Annotated in this window: 12 protein-coding genes; 6 read left to right on the top strand and 6 right to left on the bottom strand. The window is 74.1% G+C overall.

What is annotated here, in order from left to right; genetic code table 11:
• Nucleotides 1-294: 294 nt before the first annotated feature.
• Entirely contained in the window at nucleotides 295-2,358 is a 2,064-nt protein-coding gene (locus E0L36_RS24605; RefSeq protein ID WP_180931443.1) for a WD40 repeat domain-containing protein, read from the top strand.
• A 44-nt stretch (nucleotides 2,359-2,402) separates the two neighbouring features.
• Here the strand turns inward: E0L36_RS24605 and E0L36_RS24600 are convergent, their stop codons facing one another.
• The gene (locus E0L36_RS24600) at nucleotides 2,403-2,963 is read right to left on the bottom strand and encodes a hypothetical protein (protein ID WP_180931442.1); all 561 of its coding nucleotides are present in this window, start codon (nucleotides 2,961-2,963) and stop codon (nucleotides 2,403-2,405) included.
• Between the two features lie 273 nt (nucleotides 2,964-3,236).
• Between E0L36_RS24600 and E0L36_RS24595 the strand changes: the two genes are divergently transcribed.
• Entirely contained in the window at nucleotides 3,237-3,872 is a 636-nt protein-coding gene (locus tag E0L36_RS24595; RefSeq protein ID WP_180931441.1) for a hypothetical protein, read from the top strand.
• Nucleotides 3,873-3,926: 54 nt separating this feature from the next.
• Nucleotides 3,927-4,730, top strand: coding sequence for an AraC family transcriptional regulator (locus E0L36_RS24590; RefSeq protein WP_180931440.1), 804 nt, complete (start codon nucleotides 3,927-3,929; stop codon nucleotides 4,728-4,730).
• 91 nt (nucleotides 4,731-4,821) lie between these two features.
• Here the strand turns inward: E0L36_RS24590 and E0L36_RS24585 are convergent, their stop codons facing one another.
• The 3 genes from E0L36_RS24585 to E0L36_RS24575 all read right to left on the bottom strand — a co-directional run bounded on the left by E0L36_RS24585 (nucleotide 4,822) and on the right by E0L36_RS24575 (nucleotide 9,956).
• Nucleotides 4,822-5,790 carry a hypothetical protein gene (locus tag E0L36_RS24585; protein WP_180931439.1) on the bottom strand — a complete coding sequence of 323 codons (969 nt, stop codon included), beginning with the start codon at nucleotides 5,788-5,790 and terminating at the stop codon, nucleotides 4,822-4,824.
• A gap of 439 nt (nucleotides 5,791-6,229) precedes the next feature.
• Nucleotides 6,230-8,161, bottom strand: a complete 1,932-nt coding sequence (locus E0L36_RS24580) for a long-chain fatty acid--CoA ligase (RefSeq protein ID WP_180931438.1) — start codon at nucleotides 8,159-8,161, stop codon at nucleotides 6,230-6,232.
• 484 nt (nucleotides 8,162-8,645) lie between these two features.
• The gene (locus E0L36_RS24575) at nucleotides 8,646-9,956 is read right to left on the bottom strand and encodes an acetyl-CoA C-acetyltransferase (RefSeq protein WP_180931437.1); all 1,311 of its coding nucleotides are present in this window, start codon (nucleotides 9,954-9,956) and stop codon (nucleotides 8,646-8,648) included.
• Nucleotides 9,957-10,027: 71 nt separating this feature from the next.
• Between E0L36_RS24575 and E0L36_RS24570 the strand changes: the two genes are divergently transcribed.
• Complete coding sequence (locus E0L36_RS24570; RefSeq protein WP_180931436.1) at nucleotides 10,028-11,413, top strand: 3-oxoacyl-ACP reductase; 1,386 nt, start codon at nucleotides 10,028-10,030, stop codon at nucleotides 11,411-11,413.
• Nucleotides 11,414-12,646 carry a MaoC/PaaZ C-terminal domain-containing protein gene (locus E0L36_RS24565; RefSeq protein WP_308416920.1) on the top strand — a complete coding sequence of 411 codons (1,233 nt, stop codon included), beginning with the start codon at nucleotides 11,414-11,416 and terminating at the stop codon, nucleotides 12,644-12,646.
• Here E0L36_RS24565 and E0L36_RS24560 read toward each other — a convergent pair.
• Nucleotides 12,579-13,208, bottom strand: coding sequence for a TetR/AcrR family transcriptional regulator (locus tag E0L36_RS24560; protein ID WP_180931700.1), 630 nt, complete (start codon nucleotides 13,206-13,208; stop codon nucleotides 12,579-12,581). The genes E0L36_RS24565 and E0L36_RS24560 overlap by 68 nt on opposite strands.
• A 405-nt stretch (nucleotides 13,209-13,613) precedes the next feature.
• On the bottom strand, nucleotides 13,614-14,345 hold the full coding sequence (locus E0L36_RS24555) for an N-acetyltransferase (RefSeq protein WP_180931435.1): 732 nt from the start codon (nucleotides 14,343-14,345) through the stop codon (nucleotides 13,614-13,616).
• A 632-nt stretch (nucleotides 14,346-14,977) separates the two neighbouring features.
• Between E0L36_RS24555 and E0L36_RS24550 the strand changes: the two genes are divergently transcribed.
• The gene (locus tag E0L36_RS24550) at nucleotides 14,978-15,721 is read left to right on the top strand and encodes a hypothetical protein (protein ID WP_258016541.1); all 744 of its coding nucleotides are present in this window, start codon (nucleotides 14,978-14,980) and stop codon (nucleotides 15,719-15,721) included.
• The last annotated feature ends 14 nt before the right edge of the window (nucleotides 15,722-15,735 follow it).

Here is a 15,735-nt window from a genome sequence, read left to right as displayed (position 1 = left end):
AGGCGTTGACCGAGGCGGGAGGGCATCCACCCCGGCCACACCCCGGCTCGGCGGCCGCTCCGCCCCAGCCCTTCCCCGGCCACCACACGGACGGCCACCGGTCGGCCCCCGCACGGCCGCCGGAGAACCGCTCGACGACCGCCGGAGGGGCCACCGGACGAGGCTCGCGGGAGCCGTCCGCGAACCCGGCCCAACCCGGGGCGTCCCGGGACCTCTTCGGAGGCCGGAGGCGTGCCGTTCGGAGGCCGGAGGCGTGTCTCGCGGTGTCGCCCGGGGGTAATAGGGTCGCCCGGCATGGACATCAGGAACCGCGCCGTCGGGATTCGCGGCACCTTCACGACTCTCGACGAGGGCGAGGCCGAGCGGCGACTGCGGGCCGCCGGGGTACGGGTGACGGACGAACTGGCCGAAACGGACGTACTGTTCGTCGGCGAGCGGCTGTCCGAGGGGGAGCGGGAGGACTGCGAGCGGGCGAGCGCCGAGGGCATCCTCCAGTACGAGAACGAGGAGGCGCTGCTGCGCGCGCTGGACGAGGTGGAGCGCCCCGACGAACCCTCCCCCGACGACGCCCCGGGGGCCACCCCGGAGCTGGAGGACGTGTCGGGCGACGCGGCCCCGCCGGAGGCGCCCGCGCGGTTCGTCGACCACGCCGAGCTGCGCGACGCGGAACCGGACCGGCTCGTGGAGCTGCTGGACGAGGCGGACTGGGCGCGCTTCCTCCCCGAGCGGGACCTGTTGCCGCTGCGGGAGCGGCTGTCGGAGCTGGAGGCGGCGCACGGCGTGACCCCGGCGCACCGCGTCGCGACCGACGGGGTGCGGAGCTACGGCACCCTGCTCAGCCGCCCCTACGGCCACCGTTCGACGCTGGTCGCGCTGGCGTTGAGCCCCGACGGCCACCACCTGGCCACCGGCAGCTGGTACCACGAGGACCAGTACGGGGAGAACGGTGTCCTCCAGGTCTGGGAGCTGGCCACCGGCCGCTGCGTCAACACCCTCGACTTCGTTGAGGGCGGGCTCGGTTGGTACGGCCACCGGCGCACCATGCAGTGGTCCGCCGACGGCCGGACGCTCGGCATGGTCGTCAACACCAACGAGGTCAGCACCTGGGACCCGTTCGGCGCGTCCATCGAGCCCTGGTCCGCCGCCGACGTGACGCCCGGAGTGCCCCGCCCGCCCTCCTGGGCGCTGCACCCCGACGGCCGCCGCGCCTACATAGCGGCCGGGAAGGCGAAGCGTGAGGGGGTGAACGGCGCTCTGGTCCCGCTGGACCGGGGGAGGCTGCACTGGCCCGCCGAACGGGCCCCGAAACAGCACCCGTTCTGGCTGGACGCGAAGCTGCCCACCTCGCGGGACGGACGGCATCCCCGGTCGCTCTGGGTGGAGAACCCCCAGTGGTCCGCCGACGGCCAGCGGCTCTACTCCCGTGGGCGGCGCGACGCGTTCGTCGTCGACCTGGAGCGCGGGGAGGTGCGATGGCACGCCCCGGTCGGTGACGTGTCCGCCTGGAGCCCCGACTTTCGCTACCTGGCGCACACCCAGCGGCGGCGGATCCACTTCCTCGACGCCGAGACCGGCGAGGAGGTGGAGCGCTCCGGCGGGCGGGAGCCCGCCGACCTGCTCCCGAAGCGCACCCTCGGGCGGGCCAACGCCGGGCTGTACTGGGCGGCCCGGGGATCGGTGGCCCGGCTGGCCGCGGTACTCGGCCCCGGCTCCCCGCAGCCCGGTGTGCACCTCTACGAGGACGGCGTCCACCGCCACCACCTGCCCGTCCAGCCGGCACGGGCGCAGGGCGGCACCGACTTCGAGCCGTGGGCCTGGGCGCCCTCCGGCGAGCGGGCGGCCCTCCTCACACACGACGGCGGCGTCGAGATCTGGGCCCTGGACGGCGCGGAGCCGGAGTTGCTGCGCACCGAGAACGCGCCGTACGACGCGCTCGGGCTGGTCTGGGGCGCGGGGGACGTCCTCGTCGCCGCCGGACCCCGGTCCCTGCGGTTCCTGTGTGCCGTGACCGGTGAACTCCTCGGCGACTACACCTTCCTGCGTACCCCGGACGCCGAACCGCCGCTGGCGGAGGAGGCGATGGAGGAGCTGTGGGGCATCGTCTTCGCCCTCGACGAGGAGACCTGGTGCCTCCCCGTCGAGCCGGAGTCCGCCATCGCACCGCCCGAGCGGCGGGAGGAGGTGGAGGCAGTGCAGGCGTGGACGGTCGACCGCCGCTACTCCTGGCCGCTGCGCTGGGGCCGGTTCGATATCTGGCCGGACGCCGAGACCGCCTCACCGCGGCTCCGCTACGACTCCTTCACCTCCGACTTCGTCCACCGGTACCCCCACGAGGTCATCGACGACGCCGACATCTGACCCACCGGGCTCCCCCGCCCCGCCACCCGTCCCCGCCGGGTGGGTCACCCGGGGCACCGGAGGTCGGCGAGGAGAGTGTCGAGGGCCTGCCTGCTCCTGCCCCAGTCCAGGAGCTGACCGGGGATCTCGGCCCGGGCCCGCACCGTGGTGTGGCCCTCGGCGCCCCGGCCGACGGTGACCGTCAGCACACCGCCGAAGGTGCGGGCGTCGGAGGGGATCTCGGCGGTCAGCGTGCAGCCGTCCGCGTGCTGTTCCACCGCGCTGACCGGCTGGGCGTGCCGGGCGAGGGAGCAGAGCACGGCGGTGGTGACCCAGCCCACCGGCCGGGGGAGCGCCTCCTCGCGCGTCCTACCGGTCCGCAGCCCCAGTCTCCTCCCGAGCCGGTTGCCGTGGGCGGCGCCGTGGACCGCCTGGTGGCCCACGAACGGCAGTACCGCGAACGCCCGGGCGAGGAACTCCTCCGCGCTCATCGGGGCGCGTGCCCCGGCGGCGCTGGCGCTGACCGCCTCGCGGACCTCCGGGGTGGAGACCAGCACCTCGTATCGGTGCTCGTCCCACCAACCTCCTTGGTGCGGCGATTCGTTGGTGTGTGGCGCTGATGGCATGACCGTTCCCCCTCACCCGGAGTCCCCCGGCCGCGGGAGCCTCCGGCCACGTGACGACCCGCACACCCGGGCCGGGTGGCCCGGTGACGGAACGCGGTGGCCGCCGGACCGTCCGTCGGGAACCGTACAGCGCGGCGGCGGCGTCTCGGCGCACAACGTCCCATCGGTCCGACGTCACCCCGAGCCCACGACATTCCGGTCCGGCGTCGCCCGATCCAACGACACGACGCCGCCCGGACGTTCGCGTGCGGGCGAGGTCGCGGGAGGAGACCCGTGTTTCCACGCCGCGCGCTTCCGGCCGAGCTGGGCAGAGCGATCCACGTGGACCGGCCACGTCATCCGGCGGGCTGGCTGGGCCCGTTGGTCTTCGCGGCGGTGTTCGCGATCCCCGCGGGGTTCGGCCCGCCGGGGCCCCTCATCGGGCTGCTGGTCCTCCTGCTGATCGGTGTGCCGATGGTGTACGGGGTCTCGGAGTGGTTCCTGCTCCAGCACCGGATCCACGAGCACGGGCTGGTCCTGCGTACCGAACTCCCCGGCACCTACGCCTACGTCGTGCCGCTGTCCACCATCGACCCCGCCCGGGTCGAGGTGGGGACGCGCACCCGCTTCGCGTCGGACGCCCCGATGGCCGAGCGGGCGTCCCGGAGCTACCGCCAGAACCCGCTCCTGCGGGGCACGGTCATCGTCGAGGGCCTCGACCCCCACCCCGCACGGCAGTTGGCCAAGCGGCGGATCCCGTGGCGGGTCGCCGCCCACGAGAACATCCCGCCGGGCCCCAAGCGCTGGGAACTCAGCACCCGCGACCCGGAGGCCCTGCGGCGGCGCCTCGTCGCGGCGATCCACGCGAGCCACGCGGTCCGGCCCCCGGACGGCCCCGGCCCCGACGGGACGCGGGGCGGCGAGGGCTGACCGCCCGCTCGACCCGCGCCCGTCGCGGCCCCGGCCAGCGCCTAGGCTCCCTCCATGGACGCACCGGAGTGGACGTTCGTCAGCCGCGCGCCGGACGCGCGGCTGGCCGGGCTGGTGCTGAACTACGAGGGGTACACGATCTCCTCGGAGCGGCATCAGCGGCGGCGCGAACTGCCGCGCACCACCCTTCCGTTGGTGATCTCCTTCGGTGACGCCTTCCAGCTCGACGGGCAGCCGCTGGCCGCGTTCACCACCGGTATCCGGCAGAACAGCGTGGTCACCCGCTGGCCCACGCGCGTGTGGGGGATGCAGGTCGACCTGTCGCTGCCCGGGGCCCGGTCGCTGTTCGGCATGCCGGTGTCCGTCCTGACCAGCCGCATCGTGTCGCTGGACGAGGTGCTGGGGCCGATGGCCGGTCAACTGGCTGAGCGGCTGCCCACGTTGCCGGACTGGTCCGCCCGGTTCGCCCTGCTCGACGAGGTGTTCCTGGCCCGGCTCGACGCGGCCCGGTCACCGGACCCCGCCCTGCTCCGCGCCTGGCGGCGCATCCACGACAGCGGCGGAAACGTGGACATCCTCGGCCTGTCCACCGAACTCTCCTACAGCCGCCAGTACCTGAGCACCCACTTCCGGCACACCTTCGGGGTGCCACCGAAGACCCTGGCGCGGCTGCGCCGGTTCGAGCGGGCGGCGATGCTGGTGGAGCACGGCGAACTGACCCTGGCCGACGTGGCGTTCCGCACCGGCTACAGCGATCAGGCGCACTTCAACCGGGAGTTCCGGCGGCTCGCGGGGTGCAGCCCGCGGGAGCACCTGCGGCTGCGCCGAGCCGAGCCCGCCGAGACGGCCCGCTACTGAGCCTCCAGCCGGGGAGGCGCGGAGGGCCGGGTGGCCGCTGGCCACCCGGCCCTCCGGGGGTGCGCACGGGTCCCGGGCGCGGTCGGACGCCCTACTTGGGCGTGCGGACCTCGTCCCGGATGGTGTTGACACGCTCGGCGAACTTCTCCAGGTCGTACGAGCGCGGCTTGATCGAGTACGTGGCGGCGCTGTCCTCCGCGACGTATCCGCCGCTGCCGGGGTTGGCCCAGGCGCAGACGGGGATGGTGAGCTTCTCGCCACCCTGGCTCTTCACCAGGATCTGGCAGCGCAGCGACTCCGAGGCGCCCTTCGGCGTGATGTCGCGCCGCTGGACGGCCACCTTCATGCCGTTGCTGGTCTCCATGCCGTCCAGCATGGCGTCCTTGGTGTTCTCCGGGCTGCCGCCGTCGTCGCCCATCATGCCCGCGTAGAGCAGCTGGCGGGCGCTGGAGCTCTTGGAGACGTACTTCCCGAGGTGTGCCGTGGTGCCCGGGGGCATGTCGTTGCCCACGCTGTCGCTGAGGTCCTCGGTACGGCGGTACTCGCCGCCCTCCAGGGTGCGCGGGAACGCCAGCTTGTACTCGGTGTCCTCGTCCGAGCCGTCCTCCGAGGGCGACTCCGAGGGGTCCGCGGAGGGCGAGGAGTCGTCGCCGCCGGACTGTCCCTCGGAGGACTTCTCGGGGGCGTTGGTCTGCTTGTCGTCCGCCTTGTTGTCGTCGGAGTCGTCGTCCCCGCTGAACAGCAGGATCGACCCGCCGACTATGAGCGCGACGACCAGCACGCAGGCCGCGATGATCGCCGCGATCGTGCCGGAGCTGCGGCGCGGCGGCTGGGGCTGCGGCGAGCCGAACGGGCTGGGTCCTCCGGGACCGGGCGGACCGCCCCAGCCTCCGGGCGCGCCCGGGCCTCCGGGCGGCGGGACGCCGGGTCCGCCCGGTCCGGGCGGACCTGCGGAACCGGGGGGCGGCGGCGCGCCGAACCCACCGGGCGGCGGCCCGGGCGGGCCGGGCGGGTTGGCCGGGCCGAACGACCCGGGCGGCTGTTGCGGCGGAGTGGCCATGCCGTCCTCTCTTCGGGTTTCCCCGTCCCCCTGTAGTGCCTGGAGCGGTGCGGGTACGGCCACCGGGGTGGCCTGCGGGTGTGGTCACCGGTTGGTGGCCCACCGTCCACGGTAGCGGCAGACTCCGCACGCTTCCGGGTCGGTCAAGGGGACCATACGCTGCGGCGCGCTCCTTCGGCACGGGGTATCAAAGGGCGGGATACCCAGGTAAGTACCGTTACGGAACAGTGACGGAGGCGGGACCGAGAGAAGCGCGAACACCCTTCTTTCCCGAAATCACCCCTCTCGCCCCACCCATCCCCATCCACCCTCCCCGCGCACCCAACTCGCCCGGAAACGCGCACACTCCGCCTTATTCGCCCATACGGTGCGTATCGGACAGTGGCCGGTCCGGCGCCTCCGACGCACCCGGTCCGCAGCTCCCCGGGCTCCACCGCCGTCACCTCGCGTACAGCTCGTCGATCCGGTCGGCGTAGTCCAGCACGATCTCGGCACGCTTGAGCTTGAGCGACGGCGTGAGATGGCCCTTCTCCTCGCTGAAGTCGCGGTGCAGCACGGTGAACCGGCGGATCGACTCCGCCCGCGACACCTGGGTGTTGACCTCGTTCACCGCCTGCTGGAGGTTGCGTCGCAGGTCCTCGTCCTCGGCGAGCTGTTTGGCCGTCATGTGCTGCTTGCCGTGCATCCGTTGCCAGTGCGCCACCCCGTCCGGGTCGAGGGTGATGAGCGCGGCGACGTAGGGCCGGTCGTCGCCCACCACGAGGCACTGGCTGACCAGCGGGTGCGCGCGCATCCAGTCCTCCAGCGGGCCGGGGACGAGGTTCTTGCCGCCCGAGGTGATGATGACGTCCTTCTTGCGGCCGGTGATGGTGAGGTAGCCGTCCTCGTCGAGCGCGCCGAGGTCCCCGGTGGCGAACCAGCCCTCCGCGTTCAGCCAGGGGACGGCGGTCTGGCTCTCCGCGTCCCAGTACCCGGCGAAGACGTTGTCGCCCCTCAGCAGCACCTCACCGTCGTCGGCGATGCGCACCGCGCTGCCCGGGAGCGGCCAACCGACCGTGCCCAGACGGGGTTTGAGGGGTGGGGTGACGGTGGCGGCGGCGGAGGTCTCGGTGAGCCCGTACCCCTCGAAGATCTCGACCCCGGCGCCGTTGTAGAACTCGCCGAGGCGCCGTCCGAGGGGCGAGCCGCCGCACACCACGTACCGGCACCGGCCGCCCAGCGCGTCCCGGATACGGCGGAAGACGAGCACGTCGTACAGGGTGCGCGCGGCCCTGAGCCCGAGCCCCGGGCCGGGGCCGCCGCGGTGCACGCGGTCCTCCACCGCGGCGGCGTGGCGGCGGGCGATGTCGGCGCCACGGTCGAAGGCGGCGGCACGGCCCATCTTCTCGGCGGTGGCGCGGGCGGTGTTGTAGACCTTCTCCAGCACGTAGGGGATGCCGAGCAGGAAGGTGGGCTGGAACCCGGCGAGGTCGGCGAGCAGGTCGTCGGTCTTGATGCTGGGGGCGTGCCCGAGGCGGACGCGTTCGCGCAGGCAGGCGACGGCCACCATCCGGCCGAAGACGTGCGAGAGCGGCAGGAACAGCAGGGTGGAAGCGGGCTCCGTGGTACGGGACTTGAAGACCGGGTGCAGCAGCTCGATGGCGTTGTCGACCTCGGCGAAGAAGTTGCCGTGGGTGAGGACGCAGCCCTTGGGTGAACCGGTGGTGCCCGAGGTGTAGATGAGGGTCGCCGCGTGGTGCGGGCCGACCCGCTCCCGGCGTCCGCTGATCGCGCTGTCCGGCAAGTGCCGTCCACCGTCGCGGACTTGGTTCATCGCGCCGGTGTCCAGCTGCCAGAGGCTGTGCAGCGCCGGGAGGTTGCCGCGCTCGGCGCTGAGCAGCCGGGCGTGCTCCACGTTCTCCACGAAGCAGGCGCGGGCGCCGGAGTCCTGGAGGATGTGCCGGGCCTGCCGGGCCGAGGAGGTGGGGTAGATGGGCACCGTGACGAGTCCGGCAGCCCAGGCGGCGAAGTCGAGCAGCGTCCAGTCGTAGACGGTCCTGGACATGATGGCGACGCGGTCGCCCGGCTCCAGCCCGCTGGCGATCAGCCCCTTGGCGGTGAGCAGTACCTCCTCGGCGAAGACGCGGGCGGTGACGTCCCGCCAGCCGTCGCCCTCCTTGCGGCTGAGCACCGGCGCGTCCGGCGCCTCCACGGCGTTGGTGAACGGGATGTCACCGAGCTGGCCGCTGGTGACGCGCGGCGCGACGGGCGGTACCGACACCTCGCGCACCGCGCCGCCGACGGTGCGTTTCGTCGGCTCGACGAGCCGGGGTTCGGGCGTGGGCCCACCCTCGGAGGCGGGGGCGGCCGACGCGCTGGGCTGTCCTGACATGGCGGCTCCTCACTGCTCGGCTCCCGGACGAGCTACGCGTGCGCGTCAACTGACGGCGGCCCGGCGGGCGTTGACCCACCCGGCCCCGTCGCCGTGACGTCCGGCCGCCGCCCCCACGCGGCGGGCCACCGTCGCCCCGGACCCGCGGGCGACCGGGCCGTCGCCTCCGCTGGCTGGGCGGGGGCGGCCGGGCGGGCCACCGCGGTGTGCCACCGGCGCCCGGCGGACCGGGCGGTCGGCGGTACGGGGCGGACGCGTCCACATGCCGGACACGGGGTTTCCTCTCCCACCCTTCGTACCCCGTCACTCCCAGCACGTATGCCACGGGACAGCTGTCCACCACGTGCCCGACACGACCTCTCCACACCGCGTGCCCGACGCCCGGCCGCCCCGGCCTCCGGCCCGGCCGCCCCGACCGGGGCCACGGACCCGGCCGACTCCCCCGCTCCTCCGAAGGGTGGCGGAACACGGCCGGTTGGGCCGCTCAGGCACGTTCGAGGATCGCGGTGACGCCCTGCCCACCGGCGGCGCAGATGGAGATCAGCCCCCGGTCGCCGGGCTGCCCTCCCTCCCGCTCGGCCAGCAGTTTCGCCAGGGTGGCCACGATGCGGGCGCCGGTGGCCGCGAAGGGGTGGCCGGTGGCGAGCGAGGACCCGGCGACGTTCAGCCGGTCCCGGCCGACGGGGGCGAGACCGCGCTTCTCCCAGGCGGCGAGCGTGGCGAGCACCTGGGAGGCGAACGCCTCGTGCACCTCGAACAGCTGGAAGTCCTCGAAACCGAGCCCGGCCCGCTCCAGCATCCGGGGAACCGCGTGCGCGGGGGCCATCAGCAGCCCGTCGCACTCGCCCTCGCCGTCGACGAAGTCCACGGCACCGGTCTCGTAGGCGGTGAGGTAGGCGAGCGGGGCGAGGCCCCGGCGCTCCGCCCACTCCTCGCTGGCCAGCAGCACCGTGGCGGCGCCGTCGGTGAGCGGCGTCGAGTTGCCGGGCGTCATGGTGGCGCCCTCGGGGTCACCGTCCTTCCCGAGCCCGAACACCGGGGTGAGCGTGGCCAGTTTCTCCGGTGTGCTGCCCGGCCGCAGGTTCTGGTCCCGGGCGAGGCCGTTGAAGGGCACCACCAGGTCGTGCAGGAACCCCCGGTCGTAGGCTCCGGCCAGCCGCTGGTGGCTGGCGGCGGCCAGCGCGTCCTGGTCCTCGCGGGACACGCCCCAGGCCCTCGCCGTACGCGCCGCGTGCTCCCCCATCGACAGCCGGGTGCGGGGCTCGGCGTTCCGGGGGATCTCCGGTACGAGGTGCCGGGGGCGGACGCGGGCGATCAGCCGGGCGCGTTCCTTCGCCGTCCTGGCACGGCGGGCGGCGAGCAGGAGGCGGCGGAGCGCGTCGTTGATGCCGAGCGGCGCGTCACTCGCGGTGTCGGCGCCGCCCGCGACACCCGAGTCGAGCTGGCCGAGGGCGATCTTGTTGGCGACGGTGATGACGGCCTGGAGTCCGGTGCCGCACGCCTGCTGGATGTCGAACGCCGGGGTGCGCGGGTCGAGTTCGGATCCGAGTACGGTCTCGCGGGCGAGGTTGAAGTCGCGGCTGTGCTTGAGCACGGCACCGGCGGTGAACTCCCCCACAGCGCCCGGTTCCCGGAGCGCGTACCGCTCGACGAGGCCGTTCAGCGCGGCCGTCAGCATCTCCTGGTTCGAGCAGGTCGCATAGGGTCCGTCCGAGCGCGCGAAGGGGATCCGGCTGCCACCGACCACCGCCACCCGGCGGGGGCTCCCGGACCGTATGAGGCCGTTGGAACTCATCCTCGACCGACTCCTGACTTCGAAGTAACCTTACTCATAAGTTAAGTTACGCGAGCCGGAGGAGTCTGGGAATGGCCGATCGCTACCTTCGTCTGACGAACACGGGGCCGGGCCGCTTCCTCTCCCGCCGACTCGGCCTCCCCCAGCCCACGCCCCTGCACCGCTGGTCGGCCGAGCGCCCCACGCTCGACGGCGGCCCGCTGCTGTGGCGCACGGCCGCCTCCCCGGCCCTGGACGAGAAGGAACTCGGCGCCGTCCTGGACCACTCGGGCCTCACCGTGCGCGCCGAGGCCGAGGGCGGCGAGCGGTACGGGGCCGTCGTCCTCGACGCCACCGGCGTCGACTCCGTCTCGGCGCTCGCCGCCGTCCACGCCGAACTCCACCCGGTCGTACGGTCGGTAGCGCGCTGCGGCCGGGTCGTGGTGCTCGGCTCCCGACCGGAGCCCGGCGACCACCACCAGGCCGCCGTCCAGCAGGGGCTGGAGGGCCTCGTCCGGTCGCTCGGCAAGGAACTGGGCGGCGGCAGGACCGCCCAGCTGGTCCGCTTCGCGCCCGGCGCCACCCCTCAACACGCCCGAACCACACTGGACTTCCTTCTCTCGCCCCGGTCCGCCTACGTCAGCGGGCAGGTGATCGAGATCGCGGCGGAGAGCACCGCCGCACCCGGAGCGGACGCGGGAACGGACGCCGGACGGAGCGACCAACCGACCGTCGTCCAGGGGCCGTTGGCGGGTCGCACCGCCCTGGTCACCGGCGCCGCCCGGGGCATCGGGGAAGCCGTCGCCCGGACCCTGGCCCGGGACGGCGCCACCGTCATCTGCCTGGACGTGCCGTCGTCCGAGGACGACCTCTACCGGCTCGCCAGCGAACTCGGCGGCACCGCCCTCCCGTTGGACATCACCAGTGCGGAGGCGGGCCGCAGCGTCGCCGGGCACCTGCCGCCCGGGGGGCTGGACGTCCTGGTGCACAACGCGGGCATCACCCGGGACCGGAAGCTCGCCAACATGTCCGCCGACCGCTGGTCTTCGGTGCTGGACGTCAACCTGGACAGCGTGCTGCGCACCACCGACCACCTGCTCACCGAGGGAGCGCTCCGGCGCGGCACCGGCCGTGTCGTCGCCACCGCCTCCATCGCGGGTATCGCGGGCAACGTCGGCCAGACCAACTACGCGGCCAGCAAGGCCGGAATCATCGGTCTGGTCCGCTCACTGGCGCCGCGCGCCGCCGCCGAGCACGGCGTCACCGTCAACGCGGTCGCCCCCGGTTTCATCGAGACGAGGATGACGGCGGCGGTGCCGCTCGTCATCCGGGAGGCCGGACGCCGTATGAACTCCCACTCCCAGGGCGGCCTCCCCATCGACGTGGCCGAGACCACCGCCTGGTTCAGCCACCCCGGCTCGGGCGCGGTGAACGGGCAGGTTGTCCGGGTGTGCGGCCAGAGCCTGCTGGGGGCCTGAGTGCGCACCGCCGACGCCCCGCGCGTCCAGCACCTGTCCGACAGCCCGCCGTTGCTCCCCTCCTTCCTGCGCGGCGCGCTCGCCACCCCCCGTAAACGCGCCCCATACGACGCGGCACGCCTGCCCACCCGGCGGCTGGTCCTCAACCGGGCCCGGATCAGCACGGATCGGCTCCGGGCCTACGAACGGGTTTGCGGATACGGCGACTTCGGCACCCGCGCCGCCTCCGCCAACACCGGCGCTCCCCTGCCTCCCGCCTACCCGCACCTGCTGGGCTTCCCGTTGGCGATGCGGCTCCTCAGCGACCGCGCCTTCCCCTTCCCCCTGCCCGGTCTGGTGCACACCGCGATCGACCTCACCCAGGAGCGTCCGCTGGACGCCGCCGAGAGGCCCGATGTCGAGGTACACACCGAGGAGTTGCGGCCCCACCGCAGGGGCAGCCAGTTCACCGTGGTCACCCGGGCACGAGTGGGCGACGAGGTGGTGTGGAGCTCGCGCAGCACCTACCTCTGCCGCCACCGCCCCGGCACCACCGCCCCGGACGCCAGCGCGCGGGACACCGGCACGGGCCCCAACCCTCCGACGGAACCCGACAACTCCCTGCACGACAACTCCCTGACGGAACAAGACGGTTCAGGGACGCGTCCGGCCGGTGCGGAGGAGGAGACGGCGGCGCACACCGCTACCTGGGACCTGCCCACCACGCTCGGCCGCCAGTACGGGGCGGCCTCGGGCGACCGCAACCCGATCCACCTCCACCCGCTGAGCGCCCGGCTGTTCGGCTTCCCCCGGCACATCGCGCACGGTATGTGGACCTTCGCCCGCTGCCTCGCCGAACTCGGCGGCCTGGACGAGGAGTCGTGGACCGGACGGTTCACCGCCGAGGCCGAGTTCAGGGCCCCGGTGCCGCTGCCCAGCGCCGTCACCTTCCACGGCGGAGCGCCGCACCGGCCCGGCCCCCCGAGCGGGACCAACGGCGCGGATCGTACGGACGACGCCCCCGGCGCGGGCGGCACACCCGGCGAACCCGGCACGGTGGCCCGGGAGAAGAGCCCGGACAAGGGCCCGGACAAGGGCCCGGACAAGGGCCCGGACAAGACCAACGAGTGTGCCACGACGGTACGTTCGTTCAGCCTGCGGGACAGCGGCGGTGACCGCCTCCACCTCACTGGCCGGGTCGCCAGCGGGCCCCGTTCATCAGGTCCCCCAGACCGACCCAGCAGAAGTTCATGAGCGTCGCCGCGGTCTCCTTCGCGGAGGGCGGGTCCTCACCGGCGCGCCCGATGCCCCACTCGGCGAGGGACTCCGCGGCACCCACCAGCGCGTGCGCGAGCCCGGTCACCTCCCGCTCGGCCGGGCGCCCCGCCTCGCACTCCGCCGCCCGCGCCGACTGCGCCAGCAGCTCCGTCACCAGCGCGGTCATCTGCACCCGCATGCCCTCGACCTCGGCCGCGAACGGCTCGCCCTGCGTACGGGCGCGGAAGAGCACCGCCGTCCCGTCCGGGTGCGCGTAGGTGTGCGCGAAGAACGCGCACAGGCCGTTCCACAACTGCCGGTCGGCGGGGGCGTTCCGCTCCAGGGTGCCCTCCCGCACCGCCTCCAGCAGCCCGGCGGCCTCCCGCTTGATGCAGGCGAGGAACAGTTCCTCCTTGGACTTCAGGTAGAGGTAGACCAGCGGTTTGGAGACACCCGCCGCCTCCGCTATGTCGTCCATCGAGGCGGACTGGTATCCGTGGCGCGCGAACCCCGCCGTCGCCGCGTCGAGCATCTGCTGCTCGCGCACCTCGCGGGGCATCCTCTTGTGGCGGGTGCCCTTGCCCTTCCCCGTCGCTCCGGCCGTCGTCTTCGCCGCCACGGTCCCGCCCCTCTCCCCCGCTGGTCCCCCGCCGATCCCCCGTCGGTCCTCCACCACCAGCGTACGGCGCGGCCCGCCACCGGGCGACATGCCCAGGTCACCCCGGAACGCCGGACCGGAGCGCGTCCCCACCGCGCGCGCCCGCGACTGCCGCCCTGGATACGGCCGTTGACCACGGGCGCCGATGACGGCCGGTGGGGCGGTTGCCGGTGAAGCCGTTGCCGGTGGGGCGGTTGAGCGCGGGCGCGAGACGCCCCGGCCCAGGAACGCCCGGAACCACGGCCGTCCAAGCCCGGAGCCGCGAACGCGGGTGCCACGGCCCGCCCGGAGCCGCGGCCGCCCCGGCTACGGCACGAGGTCGCTCGCCACGTGCGCCGAACGGCCCTGGCGCCACATCGGCTGTGGTTGGGGCCCGTCGTCCGGCAGCACGATCGGCTCGCCCACCGCGACGAATCCGTGCCGCTCGTACAGCGCCCGGCTCCGGGGCGTGCTGGCCTCCAGCCAGGTTCCGGCCCGCTCCTCGTCGATCCGCGTCAACTGCCGCCGCAGCAGCGCCCCGCCGTACCCGCGTCCCCGGCACTCCGGCAGCACCGCCGTCTGCGACAGGTACCAGTACGGCAGCCCCGTCGGCTGCCGCTCGGCCACCATCCCGTACGCCTGGAAGAACCGGTGCGCCGCGTCCCCGTAGAGGCGCTGGAGCAGCCCGGCCTTCCCCTCGCCGAAGCCGTCCGCCCCGCCCTCGTCCTCCCCACCGCCGGAAGCCAGCTCGCCGCCGGACGCCGACTCGGCCTCGCTGGAGGCGTCTTCGGCCGACCGCCCGTCGACGTACTGCCACACCGCGAAGCCCGCGATCGCACCGTCCTCGCCGCCGACGAACACCAGCTCCGCCGAACACCGCACCCCGTCCAGCCAGTCGACCAACTCCCCGTGGAACTCGGCGAACCGGCGCTCCCGGTACGCGGAGTCCGGGATCACCCAGTCGCTCACCGCCTCGTCGGCGGAGGCCCTGCCCACCGCGCGCACCGCCGCGTCCATGTCCTCGGCCGTCGCCTTCCACACCTCGCCCGGCTGTCTCATCCGCACGCCCCTCGCTCTCGTCCGTCTCGTGGCCCTCGCGACTCCCGCGGTCCCGGCCGTGCTCACGGCTCCGGCGCCCCCGGGGCCCTGGCGGCGCTCGTCGGACCGGCCACGGACCGGCCGATCCGCCGGTCCGCGCCACCACCGGTGCCGTGGGCGCCGCGCACCACGCGCCGCACACACCACCCCCTGCTCACACGCCCCACCCGGCTCACATGCCCACCCGGCTCACCGCTCGCACCGCTCACCGGCAGGGACGCCAGCGAGGTGGCCGGACGTTGAGCGGCCCGCCACCACCCCGCACCAGCCTCACGGACCGTGGTCGACACGCGGGGCGGGGTCACACACGGTGGTCACCCCGGGTGGCAGGCGCGACCGGCGGCCGCGTACCGACCCGGTAGCTCGCTCCCCGAGGGCTGGCCTCTCGGACGGCTGGCCTCTCGGACGGCTGGCCTCTCCGACGGCCGGGGTGTCCGCCGGCCGCCCTCCCGGCAGCTGGCCGTCACGGACGGTGGCTGGCGTCCCCGTCGTCACCACGGACCGTGGCTGCCACCGATCCGGCTCGGCCACCGCCCCGGAAGCGGCCGGGTGCGTACTGGCTGGCCGCGATCACGGGAGCCCACAATGGGGCCATGGGCACCCCGACGCCACCCGACCGCGCGTACGGCGTATCCGCCGCACACGAGGCGCACGACCTCCACGAGTCGCTGCTCTCCCGCTGGAACACGCTGCTCCGCAGCGCCAGGGACGGAGACCCCGAACCGGACCCGGCCCCCTACGGCGAGAACCTGCTGGCCCGCTGGGCCGAACCCCAGCGCCGCTACCACACGATGACCCACCTGCGGACCGTCCTGAACCGCGTCGACGAACTGGCGCAGGACATCCCGCCCAGCGCCCTGGACCTCAACGCGGTCCTGCTCGCCGCCTGGTTCCACGACGCCGTCTACCGTCCGGAGCGCTCCGAGAACGAGGAACGCAGCGCCCGGCTCGCGGAACGCGCGCTGCCCGAGGCCGGGGTCAGCGCGGTCCGTACGGCCGAAGTGGCCCGGCTGGTCCGGCTGACCGCCACCCACGACCCCGCCCCCGGAGACACCAACGGAGCCGCGCTCTGCGACGCCGACCTCTCCGTACTCGCCGGGTCACCGCAGGAGTACGCCCACTACGCGGCCGCCGTCCGCGAGGAGTACGACTTCGTGCCGGACGACGCCTTCGGCCGGGGCCGCGCCGGGATACTCCGCCAACTCCTCGCCGCACCACGGCTGTTCCGGACCTCGTACGGCCAACGGCACTGGGAGCACGCGGCCCGCCGCAACGCCGCCACCGAACTCGACCTCCTCACCACCGCCCCCATCCCACCGGCACCCGCCACCGACTGATTCGGCAACTCCCC

The organism is Streptomyces sp. AJS327 (assembly GCF_013450295.1).
Taxonomy (GTDB): domain Bacteria; phylum Actinomycetota; class Actinomycetes; order Streptomycetales; family Streptomycetaceae; genus Streptomyces.
This window is presented reverse-complemented; position numbering and strand designations above follow the sequence as displayed.